This is a genomic window from Nocardia sp. NBC_01009, from assembly GCF_045208035.1.
In the GTDB taxonomy this organism is placed as follows: domain Bacteria; phylum Actinomycetota; class Actinomycetes; order Mycobacteriales; family Mycobacteriaceae; genus Nocardia.
This window is the reverse complement of record NZ_CP108695.1, coordinates 2,061,717-2,075,184: the sequence shown is the minus strand read 5'-3', so window position 1 is coordinate 2,075,184 and position 13,468 is coordinate 2,061,717. Positions and strand designations below refer to the sequence as shown.

Below are 13,468 nucleotides of genomic sequence, written 5' to 3'. Positions count from 1 at the left end.
CGACGTGCCGAACCCGAATCGGGCAGCAACCGCCATCATCGGCCCGCCGCGTGACCAGGCCGGCGGAACGGGGCTGCCCGGAGCAGACCCCTGGGGCGGACGGTAGAACAGGTGGCATGGCTGTTGAACGGATGCTGCCGACGCCGGAGGCGCGGGATCTGCTCGAGTTGACTCGCGCTATCGCCGACAAGGTGCTCGAGCCCCGGGTAGTCGAGTGTGAGAAGACCGGGACGTTTCCCGACGGGGTCTTCCCCGCGCTCGGCGCGGCGGGGCTGCTGAGCCTGCCGTATCCGGAGGAATTCGGCGGTGGCGGGCAGCCGTACGAGGTGTATCTGCAGGTGCTCGAGGAGTTGGCGAGTCGATGGGCCGCGGTCGCGGTCGCGGTCAGCGTGCACAGCCTGTCGTGCCATCCGCTGTTCGTCTTCGGTACCGACGCACAGAAACAACGGTGGCTGCCCGAGATGCTGTCGGGCGAAACCGTCGGCGCTTACAGCCTTTCCGAAGCGCACGCCGGATCGGATGCGGCCGCGTTGCGGTGCCGGGCCACCGCGGTGGACGGCGGATACCGAATCAACGGCACAAAGGCCTGGATCACCAATGGCGGCCGCGCCGACTTCTACTCGCTGTTCGCCAGGACCGGCGAGGGCTCGCGCGGCATCTCCTGCTTCCTGGTTCCGCGCGACACCGAGGGGCTGAGCTTCGGCAAGCCCGAAGAGAAGATGGGGCTGCGCGGAATTCCGACGACGACCGCCGCCTACGACGACGCGCTGCTGCCCGCCGACCGGTTGATCGGCGATGCGGGACAGGGACTTTCGATCGCTTTCAGCGCGTTGGACTCGGGCCGCCTCGGCATCTCGGCCGTCGCCGTCGGCCTGGCCCAGCGCGCACTCGACGACGCGGTCGCCTACGCCAAGGAGCGGGCTACGTTCGGCCGCCGCATCATCGACCACCAGGGCCTCGGTTTCGTGCTCGCCGACATGGCCGCCGCGGTCGATTCGGCCCGCGCCACCTACCTCGACGCTGCCCGCCGCCGCGACGCCGGACTCCCCTACTCACGCCAGGCCAGCGTCGCCAAGCTGATCGCCACCGACGCCGCCATGAAGGTCACCACCGATGCCGTCCAGGTCTTCGGCGGCTACGGCTACACCCAGGACTTCCCGGTGGAGCGCTACATGCGCGAGGCCAAGGTCATGCAGATCTTCGAGGGCACCAATCAAATCCAACGCCTCGTCATCGCCCGCCAACTCGCGGGCAACTGAGCGCCTCCGACGTGGCCGAAAATGTTGATTCGTCGTCCTGGAATGTCTTCGTGCCCGCCGATCGCCCGCTTAGGCTCTAGCCATGACGACGCCATCCATCATCATTATCGGAGCCGGGTTCGCCGGGCTCGGAATGGCACTCGAGCTGCGCCGGGCCGGGGTGGATGACTTCATCATCCTGGAGCGCGCCACGGATCTCGGCGGCGTGTGGCGGGAGAACACCTATCCCGGCGCCGCCTGCGACGTACCCTCACCGCTGTACTCCTGGTCGTTCGAGCCCAAATCCGATTGGCCGCGACGGTTTTCGGAGCAGCGCGATATCCACGAGTACATGCGCGGCGTCGCCGAGAAGCACGACCTGCAGCGCCACATCGAATTCGGCACCGAGGTGACCGATGCCGAGTTCGACGAGCAGACCGGCAGTTGGACCGTCAGCACCGCCGACGGTGCACGCCGCACCGCGGAAATCCTCATCCCCGCTGTCGGCCAGCTCTCGCGTCCCGCCATGCCGAATATCCCGGGCGTCGACACCTTCACCGGAGCCGCCTTCCACTCCGCCGAGTGGGACCACGGCATCGACCTCACCGGCAAGCGAGTGGCCTGCATCGGCACCGGAGCCAGTGCGATCCAATACATTCCGCGCATCCAGCCGAAGGTCTCCCACCTCACGCTGTTCCAGCGCTCGGCGGCGTGGGTGCTGCCGAAATTCGACGTCGAGTACAGCGCGGCGCACAAGGCCATGTTCAAATACCTGCCGCCGACCAGGCTGGCCGAACGATTCGCCATCTGGTCGACCTTCGAGGTGCTCGCGCTGGCACTGACGGACATCCCGGCCATGAGGGCGCCCGTGGTCGCGCTTGCCGACCGGCACCGCGCCAAGCAGGTACCGGACGCCGAACTACGCGCGAAGCTGACACCCGACTATGCGGCGGGCTGCAAGCGCGGCCTGTTCTCCAATGAGTACTTCCCCGCGCTGACACAGTCGAACGTCGCCGTGGAGACGACGGCGATCGAAGCGATCACCCCGACCGGTATCCGCACCGCGGACGGCGTCGAGCACCCCGTCGACGTGATCATCTACGGCACCGGATTCAAGGGGACCGAGTTCCTCGCGCCGATGCATATCTACGGCATCGGCGGACGCAAGCTCGCCGACGTCTGGGGTGACGAGGGCGCCCGCGCCTTCCTCGGCCTTTCGGTCCCACACTTCCCGAACATGTTCATGATGTACGGCCCGAACACCAACGTCGGCTCGGGTTCCATCATCTACATGCTCGAATCCCAGGCCCGCTATATCCGTCAGGTCGTCAAGTACCTCACCGACCGGCCCGGCCGCTATCTCGCGACCCGAGCGAACGTCGAGCAGAGCTGGGACGGGTGGCTGCAACGGCGGCTGAAGGACACGCCCTGGAACTTCTGCTCCAGCTGGTATCGCAACGCCGCGGGCCGCATCACCAACAACTGGCCGGGTGCCACCGCGCTCTATCGTTGGAAGACAAAGAGTTTCGACCTCGCGGATTACGACGAAGCCCAAGCCACCGGCCTGGAGCCGGCGTCGAACTGACCCGGATCCGCGCTCATCTCGCCCGCCGCGAAGCTCAGCTCGGCCTCAGCAAGCCCGCAGTAAACTGGGCCTGACTGGACCCGAGGACGAAAGGGGCACGAGCGGTGTGGTGGCTACTGATCGTCGTGATCGTGGTGCTGGCAGTCGGATTTGTCGTCATACGTGCACAGCAGACCAAGCAGCGCGCGGCGACCGAACTCGCGGACGCGGCCGCCGACGCCAGGCAGCTGATCGAACGGCTCGGCGGCCAGGTGTACATCCTGACCGGCAGCAACGACGCGGCGAAGCAGGCGCTCGCGGACGCGTCCGAACGTCATATCGCCGCAGGCTCGCAGATCGATCAGGCGCGCACGCCCGCGCAGGCGCGATTGGCGAAGCAGACCGCGCTGGAGGGCATGTACTACATCCGTGCCGCCCGTTCGGCCATGGGCATAGATCCCGGCCCCGCGGTCCCCGCGCTGGACGGACAGGACGCGGCCGGTCAGGTCACCGAAAAGCGAACGGTCGAATACGAAGGCAGAGCGGTCGCGGCATCGCCGAACCCGTCCTCGGATACTCCGAACTACTATCCCGGCGGCCGAGTCGCCGGACGTCCGGTGCCCGCAGGATGGTACTCCGAGCCGTGGTGGAAGCCCGCATTGATCGGCGGCGCTTGGGGACTCGGCTCCGCATTGCTGTTCTCATCGCTGTTCTCCGGGATGTCCGGGGTCGGCTACGACGCGCAGGGCTTCGAAAGTGGTTACGGCGAGGGCTATCAGGACGGGCTCGACGCAGGCGGTAGCGATGCCGCCGGGTACGACTCCGGCAACGATGTGAGCGGTTACGACGCCGGAGGTGGAGACCAAGGCGGCTACGACGCGGGTGGGAACGATGCGGGCTGGGGTGGGGATGGCGGGTTCGACGGCGGCGGGTTCGACAGCTTCTGACAACCTGGCATCACACAACCGTGAGTCCTGACAACGGAGCTCGGACAGCTGGCATCTGGTCGCGCCGCCGGACTTCCACCCCACGACAGCCCGTCACACCCCGACGCACCAGCGATTTCGATCCCCGCCAGCAGTGTTCGGACAGCCGGCCCGGATTGGTCGGGGCCACCCGACTGCCACCGACGACCAGCCCACCGCGCCCCCGACGCGCCAGCGATTCTGAACCTCGTCCCCCAACCCGGTAGACTCCCCGACGTCCACTGATACGCCCTCGTAGCTCAGGGGATAGAGCACCGCTCTCCTAAAGCGGGTGTCGCAGGTTCGAATCCTGCCGAGGGCACCAACCTGCGCATCATTTGCGCATACACAGGAGTACGTAGGCACCGCTGGCACGCGGTGACGCAACCCACATAGTTGCAAACCATCCCCTCCCGTAGCCTCCCTGGCTATGAGCACTCCTGGGGGAGGCGGCGGAGCGTCGCTATCTGTTGTACCCACTGAGGTCCAAGCCGTCGGCCGCTACGTCTACGGCATCGCCGAAGCGCTGCGTACCGCCCTTGCTTCAGCCAACACTGAGGTCGACACCCTGTTGGCTGGCGGCTGGAGCGGTGACCTGGCCACCTTGTTCGGCACCGGCTGGACCGAAACCCACGACGGCGGCACCACCATCATCACCGCGCTCACCGACATGGCCAACAAACTCGGCATCACCGCCGAGAACTATCAACAGCAAGACACCAACCACGCGTACTCGCTGAACATGTCCAGCCTCAATCTCCCGGGCCTGTGATGTCGGAATTCTCGGTCAACATGGACCAACTCGACCAGATCGTGGCCCGAATCGCCGGTCTCGCCGGCTACGTCGCCGACCACCTCGACGACATCGACGATCAGGTCGCGACCCTCAAAGGCGGCAGCTGGGAAGGCATCGCCGCCGACGCCTACCACATAGCCCACACCCAATGGGTGACCGGCGCACGAGAATTCGCCGACGGTCTGCGCGATATGAGCGCTGCCGCCAAATCAGCCCACACCCGCTATCGCAATGCCGCCGACATCAACAAGAAGATGCTGGGAAGCGCCTAGTGACGTGGACCATCGACACCGGCATGTACTACGACGCCGGCAACAAATGCCACGCCCTAGCCAACGACCTCAGCCTCGCGCTCGGTCCACTCAACGCCGCACTGCAGCACCAGTGCGGCGGCATGGCCGGAAACCACGAATCGTGCAACAACTGGATCACCACCTACGACAACCACGCCAACGAAATCGTCACTCTTGCCGCGACATTGGCGAACGCGCTGCTTCGCTATGGCGACGTCTTGCAAGCGTGCGGCTACAACTGGTGGCGCTCCAACCGCACCGCAGCGAGCGGTTCAGAACCCACCAAACCCACTGAGTCCGAACCGCTCTACGACTCCGGCATGGCCTTGCCAGTCAGCTCGCGCGGCGACAATGGTCCGGGGTTGGACGAAGGCGTCGTCGTAGGACTCTTGGAGCGAGTCGGCCGAATCCCCAACGGTGACCAGGACAAACTCGGTATCGCCCGCGACGCGTGGAAAACCTTCGCCGAACACGCCACGGTCACCGGAGCCGCGACCAGAATCAGCGGGATCAAAGCCAAATTCGATGGCAACACCGACCCCAACATCATCGCCATCGACGAAAAGCTCGCCACCCTCGAGCAGGCGGCGAAATTACTCGCCGACGCCGCCAAGGGCATCGTCACGCCGCTGACCGAACACAATGACGCGCTCTCGACCATGCGCGAGGACATCGGCAAACAAGTCGCTGCCGCCGCGGTCGAGATCGGCGCAGCCATCGTGTTGACCGCGGTGATCGTCGGCGTCGCGGCCTTCCTGACCGCCGGCGTCGGCGCCGCAGCCGCCGGTGCGGGCGGGGCCGCGGTCACCATCGAGATCGTGGAATCCACGGCGGTGATCATCAAGAACACCGTCACTGTGAGCCGCATGGTTACCGCCGTCGGCGCGGTCATCGCCATCGGAGTGGCCAGCGGCGGCTTCACCGCCATCCCCGATCTCACCCAAGCTGGACTGAGCGCGGCGGTGGGTGCGATCGCGGGGATGGCGGTATACATCGCGGCCGAGGAGGCAGCCGACGGCGAGCCGGTCTGGGACAGCACGGAGGAACGGACACGGAACCCCGCGCAGGATAAAATCCTGACCGACAAGGATATTAGGGAACTAAAATCCCGCGGTCACGACCCACATGACGTAAAACCGGACCCGCCGTCGCGATACGACCTTTACAAGGACGGAAAGGGAAACGTGTACATTAAACCAAAAGGCGGAAAAGGCCCAGGCGACCCGACGGGGATCAGATTGCAATGACAGTTGAGGAGCTTGTCGAAGTAGCCGTTTCTCTACGATTGACCGGCGTATTCGATCCAGATGAGGTGACTGCGGCGCTGAGTCTTACGCCGTCCAATCAATGGCGGTCTGGGCAGCAGGGAGCCGCCCCCAAACTACGTAGAAGTTCCGATGGTTGGGTTCTTCGGCTAGCAACCGGCGTCGGACAGGTTGGCGAGCAGATAGACCGGGCCGTAGGGCAACTTGCACAGGTTAGCGGGCAGCTGCGGCACATTCTCTCGGACCAGGAGATGTCCGGCTGCCTGACCGTTGCGGTGGACGCCCCAGCGGGCTGCTGGCCTGCAATCACCTTGTCGCCTGCGACGCTCGCATTTCTAGCGCCTTCTGGACTTTCGCTCGATATCGATGTCATTTAGGAGTAATCAATGATCGATGAGCAAGACGACCAAACTCCGGTGATTCGCACTGAAGCAATCGGAATTGGCGAAAATGATGCCGATGAGACGCATTTCCATCGGATTGAAATGAACTGGAGCCTGGAGGACGCGGTCGACGCGTTCCTCGACGAATTTAGTGCTGCCAGGTCGGTGACGACGTACAGCAACTCTGGCGGCGCAATTCTGGTAGAGGTCGCGTTAGCAGGCAGAAGCTTTCCTTCTATGCACTTCGACCATCGGCTCCTGAACCGCCTTGCCTCAACCGGAATGCCGCTGCGGATCAAAACCGGGCCGCGCACAACAACATAGGCCATCTTGCGAATTTATTGGGCGAATTCTCTTGACGAGCAAGCACGCAATTGATTGCTTACTTATTATAGCCTCAATCCACCGATACAATCCGCGGTTCAGGTGTGCTGAAATAGAGAAAGCGCCTTCTGACCTGGGATACAGCGCCCTCACCCCAATTCTGTTCGGATGAGGGCGATGCCGGAAGTTCTCCGCGCTGTCGCGGCTAACCTCTCCACTGTCGGCGCTACTGTCGCTCCCCAACGGTAGATAGGTGACGACCACTCCCGTCGCGCGGGCACAGGTGGCCCCCAGCCCGCCATCGATGTTGCGCGGCTCCGGTTTCACTGATAACGGGATCGGCGTACAGGTCTGCTGAACACCGCACCGTCTCTCAGTCCAGGCTGAAATCCGCCTCGATTACCAGTCGACCAGAGCAGATCCCCAGGTCGTCCGCGTTCCCATCTTCGATGCGCCCCGCCGAGGGCACCAACCTGCCACTGCGTTTCCGCAGCCCAGGGCGGTTTTTGGCGTCGCAGGTTCGATTCCCCGGGGGCACCATTCGCCGTTTATCCGCGATTTCGCGCACACTGAAAATGCGCAGGTCAAACGACTGTTTGGGTACGAACCTCTAGCAAGCACGAGACCAGGAAACCGGGTCGGCAGCGTGCGGGATTCAGCACCGGTCGGCGTCGCAGTGATCCGCTTGCCATTTCAACAGTGCGGCAAGCGCTTTCGCCTGGGCGGCGGCGATGCGTTCTCCGTCCATACCGCCGACGTACCGAACCTCGAAAGACACCGCCAGCCCGGAACACACCGCGTCTACAGCCTGCTCGACAGCTAATACATCACCTTCGTCGACGAAGCTGGAGACGGGGCTCTCACACAGCAGCAGGCCAACGTCTTCCTCGAGATCGCACGATGGCAAGTGGCCCAGAAGACGGCGGCACCACCCGCCTATAACTGATATCCGGCTTCGATCATCAACTGCTCTGCCGAAAAACCGCAGGTCGTCGCCGTTCCCATGCTCGACACGCCCCGCCGAGGGCACTTCCGGACGGGCGAATCGGATCCGGCTCAGGATCAGCAGACTTCGCTACCGATGGCCATCCACCGCAGCAACGCGACAATAGCCGCAGCCTGCGCCGCGGCGAGGTGTTCCCCCTCCTCACCCCCCGCCGACGTTTCGCAGTCACTCCGTAATACGTGCCCAGGCGTCTCGAACCGCAGACAGCGCGATCTCGGCGCTGATCACAAGTCGAGTCTGCCCGGCCAATTGTGCCTTCCAGTCGTCCTCGTCCGGTGCACGATCGAACAATTGCGGGGTGGGGAGCCGGTTGGTCGGGCCGTACCTCCGGTACAACGCTCCCGCAGCGCCGTCGATCGCGCCGATGTCGTTCAGCGCCCAAAGATCCCACAGGTCGCGTACTGCGCGCCGGTCGTGCCATGTTGCGGTCTTCCCTGCAACAAAAGCCGGCAATGTGGGCACGAGAAGTTCGGCCGGTGGGACGTCGCTGTATCGCTGCTCGAGATCGCAGAGTTCAGTCGGCCACACCGATCTGCCACGTGCCGACAGCAACTGGATCTTGACAGACACACCGGATGCGGAGCGAAGATGGGCGGCCCCGGTATCCGGGACATTGCTCAACGACGGTGCCCATTCCAGCCGACCGTAGCTTCGCGCGACCGATCGCGGCAAAGCAGCGTCGAGTTCGGCTGCCAGTACCGCTCGGTTGTCCAGTGCAACCAGATCGATGTCTTCACTGAGCCTGCCACTCACCAGATGCGTACGGGCAAGAGCAGTTCCGCCGATGAAGTGCAGTCGGTCGCCGAACCTGCGGCTGATTGCCGCTAGCAGATGGGAGATCAGATGGTCGCGCTCGACCTGCTCCGGGGGAACTCCGAATTGAGCTGCGACACTGTCACGTTCGTCGATGCTCATACCCCACCCAACTTTCCGCACGTCGAAGCGCCGCACCCAGACGCTGGTCCGTAGCGAGCTGTGTAAGTCTCGCCGAATCGCTACGACGGTAGAGCGTCTCGATCGCCGGACGAACCTCCGCCTCGGCGTTGCCCAGTTCCGGGCGCCGGGCAAGATCGAGCACGGTCTGCTCCGGCGTTGTGACCAGCGCCGGGCCCAGTGGCGTTTCGACGCGCTCCGCGTCGAGCGCTTCGGTATCGCGGCGGACGAACCGGACTTGTGCCGAGCGGTCGGTCAATGCGATCGACCGGTGCTGGGCCGGAACCGCGACAACCGCGGTCGCCAGCGCACGAGGTACGGCTCCCAGCACGCGGGCTGCGCTGATTCCCATCACAATGGTCTGATCCGGCCCGTAGATCGATGATGCAATACCTGCGGCGACTGCCTCGAGGCTAGGCAGCCAGGTCCGGCCGACATAGTCCGGCGCGACGATGATGTAGTAGCCGTGAGCAACGCGGTGCAGCACGCCTCGATCGACGAGCCGCGCGATCTCGGGCCGCGGTTGGGCGTAGATGCCAGCCAAGTCCTGCGGCCGCAGGGTTCGAAGCGGTGCCCGCCAGAGCTCACTGGGCAGCACAGTGCTGCGATACTCAGTCACCAGCACCACCTCCGGAAGAGTATGCATATAGTTGGCTGTAACCCAACGAAATGCATACTACCGGATAATGGCCATCCCCTCATCCACCAACCGGCTTTGGCGCCGGTCTGCGGTTGCCGACGCGGACACAGCGAGATCGGCAACGCTCAGACCAGATACATCTCCACGATGACCAGGCGTTTTCCGGTTGCCCACGTTGGGCGTGCCCTGCCGAGGGCACCGAAACACGGGCAACTGTTTCAGTTGTTGCCCAGCCTGTCGTGTCGTGCCGCGTGCTGGTTCGGCTTGGTGTCGGTGGTGGTTCGGCGGCTGATTCCGGGGTGCGGTAGCGGTCAGCGCGGCGGCGGCTTGTGTAGCGGCGGAAAGTATTTCGACCGCCACGCCCGATCACGCATCGAAACCGGACGGTGTCGCTTCCAGTCGGCGACGCCCGATGGCCCCCCAGCCACCCTCGACCCGCTACAGCGGTGATCTCACTGACGGGCCCTCGGTCTGATTAGCGGAAGAGTAGGATTTTTTTTCCGCAGAGCAGTGCGGGTGTAGCGGCGTTTTCGGCGCTTGAAGCACTGGGGATGATCGGCGATTTATACGTTGCGCGGTGTGATGCCGCGACGGTGTGTCGATTTGTAAACTACCGGTTCGCCGCGCTCGGTAACTGCCCCGGATTTCCACACAAATCGGAGGTGGGGAGATGAATACCTCACAGTCGAAACTGACAACAGATTCGGGTATTCCGGTTGAAAGCGACGAGTTTTCGCTGACTGTCGGTCCCGGAGGCCCGATTCTGCTGCAGGATGCCTATCTGATCGAGCAGATGGCTCAGTTCAACCGGGAGCGGATCACAGAGCGGCAGCCGCACGCCAAGGGCAGCGGCGCGTTCGGCCGGTTCGAGGTCACCCGTGACCTCAGTGTCTATACCAAAGCGGCGGTGTTCCGGCCGGGCGCCTCAACCCGATTGGTGGCCAGATTCTCGCAGGTGGCCGGGGAGCACGGATACCCCGACACAGTGCGGGACCTGCGTGGGTTCGTGCCCCCGAGGACTCGACCTGTTCGGCCAGACCGAGCGGTGAACCAGGATCCGCCCAGCGCAGCGCGTATCCCAACCGCCGCGCCAACCGCCGCACCAGCGCCGAATCCCATTCCGGTATCGGCGACGACGGATCTATCCATCCGATCGCGTCCATCGCCCCGTCCCCTTCAGCCGTCTGGTTGGCAGGCACCCGCCGCCGGGGACTACCGATGAGGGCATCGACCCGGCGGCGGGGCTGAAAAACACGCTAGGCGTGCATAGTTCGGGAACCGAGTAGTTCGGCGTCCACCGCCGTTCACACCGGACAATGCGCGTTAGGCTGGTCTTATGGAACCCGGTGCGCTGATGCGTGCCGCTCGCGAGGCGGCGGGTATCTCATTGCGCGCGATGGCCGAGCGGAGCTATTACAGCAAGGCGTACCTGTCGCTGATCGAGACCGGCCAGCGCCCGGTGCCTGCTGGCGTCGCCGCTGCTTACAACAGGGTGCTGGACGTGGATCTGGGACGGCTGACGGCGGTGGCACGAATGCCAGCCGGTGTGGACACCGCCGCCCTGTCCGACGTGGGGGTGGTGCTAGCGGCTACGCGCCGAATCGAGGACGCCGCCGGGGCTTTGACGGTTCTACCCGCAGTCCGGGGAATGGCGGAGATGGCCGAGACGTTCGCGGACCAGGCGCGTTCAGCGCGCGCCGAAGCGTCGGCGAGCATCGCTTCGGAGATCGTCCAGTATCGGGGATGGCTGGAGCACGCGATCGGAGCTGACGCCGCCGCCCGGCGTAGCCTCGGCACGGCCGTGAACCTGGCGAAGGCGTCCCGTGACCCGGACCGGCTTGCGCACAGCCTCGGCTTCCTCGGCTACGTCACTGTGAGCGCAGGGAATTACGGCGAGGTTGTCGCCTTGTCTGACGCCGCGCTGGCGGTACGGGACACGCACCCCATCATCACGGCCTACGGGCGAATGCGGCGAGCTGAGCTATTGGCCGCGCACGGAGAGACGGGCGAAGCGCAACGCGCGCTCGCGCTAGCCGACGCGGCGGCGGAAGCGGCGGACGGCATCGACCCTCCCGCGTCGATGTATTGGTGGAGCACCGGATTCGGGGCCGTGCAGCGCGGTGGCGTTCTGTCGCTGCTGGGGCACACGGCCGAAGCAATCGGGGAGGCGACACACGGGCTGGCCGCGATGCCAGCCGAGCACCGCCGGACTGAGTGGCTGGCATCAGCGCTGCGCCGCGTCGACCCGGACATGGGCGCGGACGAATCGGGGTGAGCGCCGGACAGGGCGAATACCAGCACCACCAGTGAGACCGTCTTCCGTGCCGCCCCCATCGAGTCCGCTGCCGCGTTCTACACAGAGTCGCGCGCTGTCCGCTCGTTGTGTCCCGAGCGGGCCAGGATGAGAACGCTGACTACGAGCACCCAAGCGGGAAACGCCAGCGTGACCCACATGCTGATTTCGCTCCCGATAAGCAGTGTCAGCGCCAGCAGGTAGCTGAGGCCGGCGAGCCACCGGGGCATCAACCTGGTCTTCAACCAGATTGTCGCCAACGAGATCATGAACACCGCGGCCATCCGAAGCGCATACGTCTGGGTCGCCGAAAACACGACCATCTTGCCGAAGCTGACCACCTCGGCATGGGCGGCCGCATCGACGACCCCGGTGTTGCTTGCCACCAGCGCTCCGGCGGTGGCGGTGGCGACGAACATCATCGCCAGAAACAGCAGCCCGCTGCCGAGGAACACCGACAGGAAGAACCGGTCTTCGTAGCGCCCGAATCCGTCGCGCACTACGCCGATGAACCACAGGAAGCTGATGCCAGCGAAGGGCATCAGCACGGTCGCTGTCTTGATCGCGGTCTGTGGGCTCTTCATCAACTCAGTCGAATCCCGAACACCTTCGGGTATTTCGATGCGTATCAAAATCAACGTTGTTCCGAACAACACCGCGAATAAGACTCCGGCGAGTGCGGCGGCTCGCGGCGTTGACAGATTGCGAAAAGTCGAGGTCTGATCCGAGTGTTGCGGCTGCGTTGACATGGCATCATCCTGCCAAACCCGAGCATGTTTTGGCGGCTCGATGACTCCGAATAAGTGGACAAGGGCAGTTTCAGCTCCGGGATCCCCGACACTCTACACATACGACCGCTACTCGTTTCCACCGACACTTTTCCGGCGTGCACAGCAAACTGGACACACTCAAATTTGACCGAGTTGATTACGGCAATGTGGCGATATCGCCAGACGCCCGGTCGGAGCGACGTCGATCCACGGGAGCGGCCAGTATCTATTAGCGGAGCCGATTCCCGGTGAACGGCCCCCGATAGGCCTCTACCAGCAAGTATGACCTGACGATTCGAGCGACGTCAGCGCATGCATTCACCGCGCATTGCGCTGCGGCCATGCGCCCGGAGGCGTACGCTGATCGGCGCCCGGTTTCCTACAGCGGTATGGAAGGTGGAGCCATGTCGACGACCGAACATAGCTGGAGCAAACCGGCGGCTATGGCCATACCGGCCGAAGGCTATTTCGAGCTGGAGCGGGGCCGATATGGCCCAACCTATCCACGCACGCCCGCCGCCTATGGTTTCTCGATCATCGCGAAGGTGAAGCCGGGCCGAGAAGAGGCCGTTCGCGCACATGGCAAGCAGATCGAGGAGGCGGTCGCAGGTAGTCCGGATGTGCTGGCACCACTGCGGCTGCATTATCTGCGATGGGTGCTGTTCGATGTCGGCTTCGGATTATATTTCCAATACCAAGGCATCTTCGACACCGATTTCGACAAATACACCGAGGATGCGGTGACGCTCTTCTCCCAGACCGGCATCACCACCGTTTTCACCAACCTCGAAGGATTCCCCGAAGACTGGAAGGAAAATCCGGACGCATTCGTCAAATTCGTCCGAGAACACCAATTTCCGAGTTTCCTCGAATACGGAGAATACCCCTACGTCACCGCTGACGAAATCAAAAAGGCGCTGCGACTCAAGGCGGCGTTCTCCGACATGCTCGACCAGATGCAGTGACCACTACGTCGGCGCTCGAATTCGACGATATCC

Annotated in this window: 14 protein-coding genes, 1 tRNA gene and 1 pseudogene; 12 read left to right on the top strand and 4 right to left on the bottom strand. The window is 64.0% G+C overall.

Annotated elements, in window-relative coordinates:
* Nucleotides 1-116: 116 nt before the first annotated feature.
* From OHA42_RS09210 to OHA42_RS09170, 9 genes are all read left to right on the top strand, one after another.
* Nucleotides 117-1,259 carry an acyl-CoA dehydrogenase family protein gene (locus OHA42_RS09210; RefSeq protein WP_406236177.1) on the top strand — a complete coding sequence of 381 codons (1,143 nt, stop codon included), beginning with the start codon at nucleotides 117-119 and terminating at the stop codon, nucleotides 1,257-1,259.
* Between the two features lie 82 nt (nucleotides 1,260-1,341).
* Nucleotides 1,342-2,823, top strand: coding sequence for a flavin-containing monooxygenase (locus OHA42_RS09205; RefSeq protein WP_406236175.1), 1,482 nt, complete (start codon nucleotides 1,342-1,344; stop codon nucleotides 2,821-2,823).
* 104 nt (nucleotides 2,824-2,927) lie between these two features.
* On the top strand, nucleotides 2,928-3,749 hold the full coding sequence (locus tag OHA42_RS09200; protein WP_406236173.1) for a DUF1542 domain-containing protein: 822 nt from the start codon (nucleotides 2,928-2,930) through the stop codon (nucleotides 3,747-3,749).
* Between the two features lie 267 nt (nucleotides 3,750-4,016).
* Nucleotides 4,017-4,092: transfer RNA gene (locus tag OHA42_RS09195), tRNA-Arg, on the top strand.
* Between the two features lie 105 nt (nucleotides 4,093-4,197).
* A complete protein-coding gene (locus OHA42_RS09190) occupies nucleotides 4,198-4,539 on the top strand; it encodes a WXG100 family type VII secretion target (protein WP_406236171.1) in 342 nt (113 codons plus the stop codon).
* A 20-nt stretch (nucleotides 4,540-4,559) separates the two neighbouring features.
* Nucleotides 4,560-4,835 carry a WXG100 family type VII secretion target gene (locus OHA42_RS09185; protein ID WP_406236169.1) on the top strand — a complete coding sequence of 92 codons (276 nt, stop codon included), beginning with the start codon at nucleotides 4,560-4,562 and terminating at the stop codon, nucleotides 4,833-4,835.
* 206 nt (nucleotides 4,836-5,041) lie between these two features.
* Entirely contained in the window at nucleotides 5,042-6,103 is a 1,062-nt protein-coding gene (locus tag OHA42_RS09180) for a polymorphic toxin type 33 domain-containing protein (protein WP_406236167.1), read from the top strand.
* Nucleotides 6,100-6,498 carry a DUF4279 domain-containing protein gene (locus tag OHA42_RS09175; RefSeq protein WP_406236165.1) on the top strand — a complete coding sequence of 133 codons (399 nt, stop codon included), beginning with the start codon at nucleotides 6,100-6,102 and terminating at the stop codon, nucleotides 6,496-6,498. The genes OHA42_RS09180 and OHA42_RS09175 overlap by 4 nt, the downstream gene beginning before the upstream one ends.
* 9 nt (nucleotides 6,499-6,507) lie before the next feature.
* Nucleotides 6,508-6,828, top strand: coding sequence for a hypothetical protein (locus tag OHA42_RS09170; RefSeq protein WP_406236163.1), 321 nt, complete (start codon nucleotides 6,508-6,510; stop codon nucleotides 6,826-6,828).
* Between the two features lie 655 nt (nucleotides 6,829-7,483).
* On the opposite strand, the gene OHA42_RS09165 is transcribed toward OHA42_RS09170, so the two are convergent.
* The 3 genes from OHA42_RS09165 to OHA42_RS09155 all read right to left on the bottom strand — a co-directional run bounded on the left by OHA42_RS09165 (nucleotide 7,484) and on the right by OHA42_RS09155 (nucleotide 9,386).
* Nucleotides 7,484-7,735, bottom strand: coding sequence for a hypothetical protein (locus tag OHA42_RS09165; protein WP_406236161.1), 252 nt, complete (start codon nucleotides 7,733-7,735; stop codon nucleotides 7,484-7,486).
* Between the two features lie 264 nt (nucleotides 7,736-7,999).
* Nucleotides 8,000-8,749, bottom strand: coding sequence for a nucleotidyl transferase AbiEii/AbiGii toxin family protein (locus OHA42_RS09160; RefSeq protein WP_406236159.1), 750 nt, complete (start codon nucleotides 8,747-8,749; stop codon nucleotides 8,000-8,002).
* A complete protein-coding gene (locus OHA42_RS09155) occupies nucleotides 8,730-9,386 on the bottom strand; it encodes a type IV toxin-antitoxin system AbiEi family antitoxin (protein ID WP_406236157.1) in 657 nt (218 codons plus the stop codon). The genes OHA42_RS09160 and OHA42_RS09155 overlap by 20 nt, the downstream gene beginning before the upstream one ends.
* A 691-nt stretch (nucleotides 9,387-10,077) precedes the next feature.
* On the opposite strand from OHA42_RS09155, the pseudogene OHA42_RS09150 reads away from it, so the two are divergent.
* Together OHA42_RS09150 and OHA42_RS09145 are read left to right on the top strand one after the other, a co-directional pair.
* A pseudogene (locus OHA42_RS09150) lies at nucleotides 10,078-10,413 on the top strand (catalase); the annotation flags it as partial.
* A gap of 330 nt (nucleotides 10,414-10,743) precedes the next feature.
* Nucleotides 10,744-11,682: a helix-turn-helix domain-containing protein gene (locus OHA42_RS09145; protein ID WP_406236155.1), complete on the top strand. Its 939-nt coding sequence runs from the start codon at nucleotides 10,744-10,746 to the stop codon at nucleotides 11,680-11,682.
* Between the two features lie 77 nt (nucleotides 11,683-11,759).
* On the opposite strand, the gene OHA42_RS09140 is transcribed toward OHA42_RS09145, so the two are convergent.
* A complete protein-coding gene (locus tag OHA42_RS09140) occupies nucleotides 11,760-12,449 on the bottom strand; it encodes a hypothetical protein (RefSeq protein WP_406236154.1) in 690 nt (229 codons plus the stop codon).
* A gap of 425 nt (nucleotides 12,450-12,874) precedes the next feature.
* On the opposite strand from OHA42_RS09140, the gene OHA42_RS09135 reads away from it, so the two are divergent.
* On the top strand, nucleotides 12,875-13,435 hold the full coding sequence (locus OHA42_RS09135; protein WP_406236152.1) for a hypothetical protein: 561 nt from the start codon (nucleotides 12,875-12,877) through the stop codon (nucleotides 13,433-13,435).
* The last annotated feature ends 33 nt before the right edge of the window (nucleotides 13,436-13,468 follow it).

Coding starts and splice junctions, on each gene's coding strand:
- OHA42_RS09140 (WP_406236154.1), bottom strand. CDS start 12,449: ATGTCAACGCAGCCGCAACACTCGGATCAGACCTCGACTTTTCGCAAT.
- OHA42_RS09205 (WP_406236175.1), top strand. CDS start 1,342: ATGACGACGCCATCCATCATCATTATCGGAGCCGGGTTCGCCGGGCTC.
- OHA42_RS09160 (WP_406236159.1), bottom strand. CDS start 8,749: ATGAGCATCGACGAACGTGACAGTGTCGCAGCTCAATTCGGAGTTCCC.
- OHA42_RS09190 (WP_406236171.1), top strand. CDS start 4,198: ATGAGCACTCCTGGGGGAGGCGGCGGAGCGTCGCTATCTGTTGTACCC.
- OHA42_RS09170 (WP_406236163.1), top strand. CDS start 6,508: ATGATCGATGAGCAAGACGACCAAACTCCGGTGATTCGCACTGAAGCA.
- OHA42_RS09175 (WP_406236165.1), top strand. CDS start 6,100: ATGACAGTTGAGGAGCTTGTCGAAGTAGCCGTTTCTCTACGATTGACC.
- OHA42_RS09145 (WP_406236155.1), top strand. CDS start 10,744: ATGGAACCCGGTGCGCTGATGCGTGCCGCTCGCGAGGCGGCGGGTATC.
- OHA42_RS09135 (WP_406236152.1), top strand. CDS start 12,875: ATGTCGACGACCGAACATAGCTGGAGCAAACCGGCGGCTATGGCCATA.
- OHA42_RS09210 (WP_406236177.1), top strand. CDS start 117: ATGGCTGTTGAACGGATGCTGCCGACGCCGGAGGCGCGGGATCTGCTC.
- OHA42_RS09185 (WP_406236169.1), top strand. CDS start 4,560: ATGGACCAACTCGACCAGATCGTGGCCCGAATCGCCGGTCTCGCCGGC.